Source organism: Micromonospora sp. NPDC048907 (assembly GCF_055586885.1).
This window is the reverse complement of the sequence record NZ_JBVJHI010000012.1, coordinates 130,804-137,919: the sequence shown is the minus strand read 5'-3', so window position 1 is coordinate 137,919 and position 7,116 is coordinate 130,804. Positions and strand designations below refer to the sequence as shown.

Genomic DNA, 7,116 nt, shown 5'->3' with positions numbered 1-7,116 from the left:
GGCGAACACACCACCGGTGAAGGCCAGACCAGCAATACCCAGCACGCTCTTACGCAGCATCGTGTTCATGGGGGTAGCTCCATTCGGGGGTTGGCGCACCACCACAGCCGAGGGGGGTCGGCACGTGATTGGGTGGGCGCAAGCACCACGTCAGGCGCTCAAGGAAAGTCTTAGGGGGATCATCCGGCGCACGGGGCGGGGCCTCTTCGTCGCGCCGGGACCATGTACAACGACCGGCGGGCCACCATCATTCCCGGGCCGGGGACACCCGCCTCGGCGGGCCATCCCTTCCTCGGTCGTGCACCGGGTATAACGACCCCCACCCGCCGGCCATTCCACCGCCGGGATGCCGCCGGTCACCCCGCGAAACGGACACCACACCCACACGTACACGGTCGGTGGAACTCTATGGGTGCATCCCGGCCCCGGCGACACCCGCGGCGTTCCACTCAGGGGCCGAGGCACCGCGCGAACCGGATTCAGCCGCTTGGGGCGGCGCCGATGAACCGGACGACGGTGATGATCCGTACCCCGGGGCGGTGCGGCGACGAGGCCGGCACCGGGACCGGAAGGGGCGTGTCCGTGATGCCGGAGACCGTCGAGACGGTGTTCGCGAACGTGGTGAAGCGGAACCCGGGTGAGCCCGAGTTCCACCAGGCCGTCCGGGAGGTGCTGGAGAGCATCGGTCCGGCCCTGGCCCGCCACCCCGAGTACGCGCACGCGTGCGTCATCGAGCGGATCTGCGAGCCGGAGCGGCAGGTCATCTTCCGGGTGCCGTGGGAGGACGACCACGGCCGGGTCCGGGTGAACCGCGGTTTCCGGGTGGAGTTCAACAGCGCCCTGGGCCCGTTCAAGGGCGGCCTGCGGTTCCACCCGTCGGTCTACCTGGGGATCGTGAAGTTCCTCGGTTTCGAGCAGATCTTCAAGAACGCGCTGACCGGCCTGCCGATCGGCGGCGGCAAGGGCGGGGCGGACTTCGACCCGAAGGGCCGCTCGGACCGTGAGGTGATGCGGTTCTGCCAGAGTTTCATGACCGAGCTGTACCGGCACATCGGCGCGCAGACCGACGTGCCGGCCGGGGACATCGGGGTGGGCGGCCGGGAGATCGGCTACCTGTTCGGCCAGTACAAGCGGATCACCAACCGCTACGAGTCGGGTGTGCTGACCGGCAAGGGGCTGGCGTACGGGGGCGCGCAGGTGCGGCGGGAGGCGACCGGTTACGGGGCGGTCTTCTTCGCCGAGGAGATGCTGCGGCAGACCGGCGACAGCCTGGACGGCAAGCGGGTGGTGGTCTCCGGTTCCGGCAACGTGGCCATCTACGCGATCGAGAAGGTGCACCAGCTCGGCGGCACGGTGGTGGCCTGCTCCGATTCGGACGGCTACGTGCTGGACGAGAAGGGAATCGACCTGGCCCTGCTCCGTGAGCTGAAGGAGGAGCGCCGGGCCCGGCTCGACGACTACGTGCGGCACGTGCCGCACGCGGTGGCGGTCTCCGGCCGTACCGTCTGGGAGGTGCCCTGCGATCTGGCGCTGCCCTGCGCGACGCAGAACGAGATCGGCGGCGCGGAGGCCGCGGCGCTGGTGGCCGGCGGCTGTGTCGCGGTGGTCGAGGGGGCGAACATGCCCACCACGCCGGAGGCGGTGCGGATCCTGGGCCGGGCCGGGGTGCGGTTCGCCCCGGGCAAGGCCGCGAACGCCGGCGGGGTGGCGGTGAGCGCGCTGGAGATGCAGCAGAACGCCAGCCGCGACTCGTGGACGTTCGCCCAGTCGGAGCAGCGGCTGCGCGAGACGATGCGGGACATCCACGCCCGCTGCTGGGCGACCGCGGAGGAGTACGGCCTGCCGGGTGACTACGTGGCCGGCGCGAACATCAACGGCTTCCGGCGGGTGGCGGAGGCGATGCTGGCGCACGGTCTGGTGTGAGGGGCCACTGTGGGCGGACCGGCTGGAACTGGCTGACCGTTCGGTCAGTCAACGATTGACAGGCTTCGAGGCCGCGTCCTAGGTTCAGGGCGCTACCGGCCGGTAGGCATCCGTCCCGCCTGGCCGCCCCGGTCCGGGGCGGCACCCGTCCCCGGGGGAGCACCGATGCTGACCTCATCCACCCGCCTCCTGCGCCGGCTGCTCGCCGCCGGCGCGACCCTCACCCTCGCGGTCGGCCTCGCCGGCGCCGCGCCCGCCGTCGCCGCCGAGCGCGACGACGGCACCCAGCCCCTGCCCGGCTACACCATCAGCAATCCGCCGCTGGCACCACTGGTGATCGACGGCGCCACCACCACCGTCCGGCAGGGCGTGCACGCGCACGCCGGCTTCATCATCGAGACCCCCGCCAGGTGGAACGGCGACCTGGTGATGTGGGCGCACGGCTACCGCGGGCAGGGCACCGTGCTCTCCCCCGAGCCGCCCGCCTACGACCTGCGCCAGCGGATGCTGGCGCAGGGGTACGCCTGGGCGTCGTCCTCCTACGACCGCAACGGCTACGACATCCGCTCCGGCGTGCTCGGCACCCGCGAGCTGGCCGACTTCTTCGCCGACACGGTGAAGCGGCCCCGGCGGGTGCTCATCGCCGGCGTCTCGATGGGCGGGCACATCATCGGGCGCTCCCTGGAGCAGTACCCGGGCTACTACGACGGCGCGCTGCCGATGTGCGGGGTGCTCGGCGACCAGGAGCTGTTCGACTTCTTCCTCGACTACAACCTGGTCGCGCAGGCGCTCGCCGGGGTGCGCGCGTACCCGACGCCGGACGACTACCTGACCAACGCGGTGCCGCGGATCCAGGTGGCGCTCGGGCTCGCCGACCTGAAGCCGGGCGGCCCGGACACCACCAACGACCTCGGCAAGCAACTGCGGGCCGTCACGGTCGAGCGGTCCGGCGGCCCGCGGCCCGGCGCCGACGCCGCCTTCGCGGTCTGGAAGGACTTCCTGTTCAGCATCACCGTCACCGACGGCGGGGACTCCCCCGCCCAACGGCCGGGCCAGCTCGCCACGAACCTGCTCACCCGGTACTCCCCGAACAGCCCCGTGAACGTCAACGCCACCGTGCAGCGGGTCGCGCCGGAGAACCTGTGGCAGCGGCTGTCCCCGACGCTGACCGAGGTGCCGCGGATCAGCGGCCGGCCCACCGTGCCGGTGCTCAGCCTGCACGACCTGGGCGACCTGTTCGTGCCGTTCGGCATGGAGCAGGCCTACGCCCGGGATGTCGCGTGGCACGGTCGCAGCCGGCTGGTCGTGCAGCGGGCGATCCGGGCCGCGCAGCACTGCGAGTTCAGCCCGGCCGAGGCCGGCGCCGCCTGGGACGACCTGGTCTCCTGGGTACGCACCGGCAAGCGCCCGGCCGGCGACGCGGTCACCGACCGGAAGGCGGTGGCGGCGCCGGACTTCGGCTGCCGGTTCAGCGACCCGGCCGCCTGGACGGCCGGCTCGGGAACCCGCCGCCTGTACGCGCCCTGCTGACCGCCCGCCAGACCCGCCGCCGGCCGGCGCCCCGCATCCCGGGGTGCCGGCCGGCGGCCGGTCCGCTCGGCGGCGTCAGCGGTCGTCGGGCTCCTCAGGGCTCCACCAGCCGCCCCGGTAGAGGGTGCCGCGGGGCGGCTCGGCCGGAGTGGGGCGGGGGCGGCGCGCCCGGCGTACCCGGCTGAACACGAACCAGCCGACCGCGCCCACGCAGGCCGCGATGACCACGTTCTGCACCGTCCCGACGTACGACTCCACGACGTGCCAGTTCTCGCCGAGCAGGTAGCCGGCCAGCACGAACGTGCTGTTCCAGATGAGGCTGCCCAGCGAGGTGAAGAGCAGGAAGACCGGCACGGGCATCCGTTCCACGCCGGCCGGGATCGAGACGAGACTGCGGAAGATCGGAATCATCCGGCCGAAGAACACCGCCTTGACGCCGTGCCGGAGGAACCACGCCTCGGTGCGGTCGACGTCCTCCAGCTTGACAAGTGGCAGCCGGCCCACGAGGGCCCGCATCCGGTCCCGGCCCAGAGCCGCGCCGATCTGGTAGAGGGCCAGCGCTCCCAGCACCGACCCGAGGGTCGTCCACGCGATGGCACCGACCAGGCTCATCCGCCCCTGGCTGGCCGTGAACCCGGCCAGCGGCAGGATCACCTCGCTGGGGATGGGCGGGAAGAGGTTCTCCAGGGCCACCGCGAGGCCGGCCCCGGGGCCGCCGAGCCGTTCGACCAGGCCGGTGACCCAGCCGACGGGTCCTTCGCCGGCCGGCTCCGCGGCACGCGGGGCCGCCACCCGGGGACCGACGAGGAGTTGCGCGTTTCCGATCATCCGACAACGTTACGAGGGGACGGGACCGGCGACCACGAAAACCTCCGCGGGCGGGGACCTGGTCCGGCGTCCGGTCCGGACGGGCGGCGTCGGACCGGTGACCTACGGTGGTCCGGTGGGGCGGCCGTGCCCCGGGGACGGGGAGCCGATGACGGGCAGCATGCCGGGTGACCGGGAACGGCCCGGGACGACGGGTGGCGGGCCGGTGATCGGGCGGGTGGCGCGCATCCGGCGTTACCCGGTGAAGTCGCTGCTGGGTGAGGACCTCGACGCCGCCGCCGTGGACGAGGCCGGCTTGGCCGGGGACCGGCGGCTGGCCCTGCTGCACCGGGAGACCGGGCGGGTGGCGAGCGCGAAGAACCCGTACCGGTGGCGGGCGCTGACCACGCTGGCGGCCACCGGCGGCGACGGCTCGGTGCGGATCACGCTGCCCGACGGCCGCAGCGTGTCGGCCGGCGACGACGGGGTGGACGACGTGCTGTCCACGGTGCTCGGTGAGCCGGTGACGCTGGTCGACACCCCGCCGCCGGACGCGGTGCTCGAACGATCCCGCCCCGAGGAGGTGCTCGCCGGCGGGGTGGCCGTGCCGGTGCCCGTGGAGGAGGGGCGGCTCGGGGGGGCGGCGCCGCCGGGCGGTTTCGTCGACTTCGCCCCGGTGCACCTGCTGACCACCGCGACGCTGCGCCGGGTCGGGGCGGAGCTGCCCGCCGGCACGGTGGACCCGGTGCGCTACCGGCCGAACCTGGTGCTGGACACCGGCGGCGCCGGGTTCGAGGAGAACGACTGGCCGGGCCGGGAGCTGCGGATCGGCGCCGAGCTGGTGCTGCGGGTGCTGGCACCGACACCCCGCTGCGCGGTGCCGACCCTGGCGCACGGCACGCTCCCCCGCGAGCCGGAGGCGCTGCGCGTACCGGCCCGGCTGAACCGGGTGGTGCCGCTGGCCGGGCTGGCGCCGCAGCCGTGCGTCGGCGCGTACGCGCAGGTGGTGCGTGCCGGGCGGATCCGGGCGGGTGATCCGGTCCGGCTGGCCTGAGCCGGGCGGCTCAGCCCTCGCCCCGGCCGCCCTCGCGCAGCCCCGCGTAGGCGTCGAGCAGGTCCTGGAGGGCGGCGGCGGTGCCGTTGTCGAGCTTGCCGTCCTCGGCCAGGTCGTCGATCCGCTCCCGCAGGTCCTCGGCCCGCTTGGCCCGGTCCCTGGGCTTGCCGCGCTCCAACTGGGCGGCCTTCTCGCGCAGGTCGTTCGCGGTCTTCCGGTCGAGCCGGCCCTCGGCCACCGCCCGGTCGAGCACGTCGGCGAACTGCCCGGCGAGCTGGCGCAGGGTCACCGGCGCCGGCCGGGTGGCGGCCGGGCCGGAGGTGGCCGGCGCGGACGGCTTCGACGGGCTGGGCTCCTCGGCCGGCCCCGTGCCGGTCGCGGGACCGGTCGACAACCCGACGACCGGCCCGGCATCCGTCGGGGCGTCGGGGTCGTGATCGAGCAGCAGGGTGCCGACCAGGGCGAGCAGCAGCACCACCCCGGCGGCGACGAGCGCCCCGACGAGCCGGTTCGACCGGGCGGCCGGCCGCGCGGGCGGCGGCGGGACCGGGCGGGGCGCCCGCTCGATCAGCGTCGGCGGGTGCTCCGGACGGGACACCGTGGGCAGGATCGCGGTGGGCGGGTCGGCGGGGCGGCCGGCGCCCAGCCGGGTGGCGAGCTGGGCGGCGGTGGGCCGGCGCGCCGGGTCCACGGCCAGGCAGGCCAGGGTGAGCTCGGCGACGTCGGCGGGCAGCCCGGGGATGCGCAGCGGCGGCACCGGGGGGCGGCGGGCCTGCACGTCGAGCACGTCGTCCCAGGTCTGCACCGGCAGCGGGGCGCGCCCGGTGAGGGTGCGGTAGAGCAGGGCACCGAGGGCGTACACGTCGCTGGCCGGGTTCGCCGGGCCGGGGGTCATCCGTTCCGGCGCGAAGTACGCCGGGGTGCCCATCAGCAGTTCGCCGGTCTGCCCGGCGAGGGGGTGCCGGGGCCCGGCCAGGGTGGCGATGCCGAAGTCGAGCACCTTCGCCCCGGTCTCGGTGAGCATCACGTTGCCGGGCTTGATGTCGCGGTGCACCACGCCGATCCGGTGCGCGGCGGCCAGGGCGGCGGCGATCTGCCCGGCCAGCCGGACGGCCTCCGGCCAGGCGAGCGGCCCCGCGGTCAGCCGGTCGGTGAGGGTCTGGCCCTCGACCAGCTCCATGACCAGGTAGGGCACGACCGAGGCGTCGGGGAGAGTCGCCTCGCCGTAGTCGTACACCTGGGTCACGTGCGGGTGGGTGAGCCGCGCCGCGGCACGGGCCTCGCGCTGGATGGTGGCGCGCAGCTGCGGGTCGGCGGCGAGCTGGGTGGCGAGGGCCTTGACCGCGACGGGGCGGTGCAGCACCTCGTCGTCGGCCCGCCACACCTCGGACATCCCGCCGAGCCCGATGCGCTCGCGCAGGACGTACCGGTCGTGCAGCCGGAGCGAGGGCGTGAACGGCGACATGGTGGTCCAGTGTGCCTGGCCGGAGGGGCGGCGCACCAACCCGGTGCCCGGTTCCGCGCCGATCGGGCGCTTCTCGACCGAACGGGGCGCCGGCCGGGTGGTGTGGGCCACCCGGCCGGGTGGTCGACCGGGGTCAGGACCCGCAGGTGGGCATCGCGGCCGGGCGGGGCTCCATCCGGTCGGCGAGGCGGCGCAGGGCCGCCGCGGCGGCCAGCCGGGTGGGCGCCAGCCGGGGCGCGCGGGGCCGGTCGGGACGGACCGGGGCGTCGGGGCGGGCGGAGTTCACGTGCCGCGTCACGGCGTCGACGGCGAGGACGAATCCGGTGGGCTGTTCCAT

At 74.7% G+C, this 7,116-nt stretch carries 6 protein-coding genes; 3 read left to right on the top strand and 3 right to left on the bottom strand.

From position 1 onward, the window contains the following. Positions 1–501: 501 nt before the first annotated feature. On the top strand, positions 502–1,923 hold the full coding sequence (gdhA, locus tag ACZ6PY_RS29620; RefSeq protein ID WP_466078332.1) for an NADP-specific glutamate dehydrogenase: 1,422 nt from the start codon (positions 502–504) through the stop codon (positions 1,921–1,923). A 165-nt stretch (positions 1,924–2,088) separates the two neighbouring features. After that, a complete protein-coding gene (locus ACZ6PY_RS29615; protein ID WP_466078329.1) occupies positions 2,089–3,453 on the top strand; it encodes an alpha/beta hydrolase family protein in 1,365 nt (454 codons plus the stop codon). A 75-nt stretch (positions 3,454–3,528) separates the two neighbouring features. On the opposite strand, the gene ACZ6PY_RS29610 is transcribed toward ACZ6PY_RS29615, so the two are convergent. Further along, positions 3,529–4,281: a DedA family protein gene (locus ACZ6PY_RS29610; RefSeq protein WP_466078326.1), complete on the bottom strand. Its 753-nt coding sequence runs from the start codon at positions 4,279–4,281 to the stop codon at positions 3,529–3,531. A 148-nt stretch (positions 4,282–4,429) separates the two neighbouring features. Here ACZ6PY_RS29610 and ACZ6PY_RS29605 point away from each other — a divergent pair, with 148 nt between their 5' ends. Beyond that, the gene (locus ACZ6PY_RS29605; protein WP_466078323.1) at positions 4,430–5,314 is read left to right on the top strand and encodes an MOSC domain-containing protein; all 885 of its coding nucleotides are present in this window, start codon (positions 4,430–4,432) and stop codon (positions 5,312–5,314) included. A 10-nt stretch (positions 5,315–5,324) separates the two neighbouring features. Here ACZ6PY_RS29605 and ACZ6PY_RS29600 read toward each other — a convergent pair whose 3' ends face one another. Then, positions 5,325–6,890, bottom strand: coding sequence for a serine/threonine-protein kinase (locus ACZ6PY_RS29600; protein ID WP_466078320.1), 1,566 nt, complete (start codon positions 6,888–6,890; stop codon positions 5,325–5,327). Positions 6,891–6,912: 22 nt separating this feature from the next. After that, complete coding sequence (locus tag ACZ6PY_RS29595; RefSeq protein ID WP_466078317.1) at positions 6,913–7,116, bottom strand: hypothetical protein; 204 nt, start codon at positions 7,114–7,116, stop codon at positions 6,913–6,915.

Bases quoted from the DNA above. Each gene is read 5' to 3' on its own strand.
- ACZ6PY_RS29615 (WP_466078329.1), top strand. From the start codon at position 2,089: ATGCTGACCTCATCCACCCGCCTCCTGCGCCGGCTGCTCGCCGCCGGC.
- gdhA (WP_466078332.1), top strand. From the start codon at position 502: ATGAACCGGACGACGGTGATGATCCGTACCCCGGGGCGGTGCGGCGAC.
- ACZ6PY_RS29605 (WP_466078323.1), top strand. From the start codon at position 4,430: ATGACGGGCAGCATGCCGGGTGACCGGGAACGGCCCGGGACGACGGGT.
- ACZ6PY_RS29610 (WP_466078326.1), bottom strand. From the start codon at position 4,281: ATGATCGGAAACGCGCAACTCCTCGTCGGTCCCCGGGTGGCGGCCCCG.
- ACZ6PY_RS29595 (WP_466078317.1), bottom strand. From the start codon at position 7,116: ATGGAACAGCCCACCGGATTCGTCCTCGCCGTCGACGCCGTGACGCGG.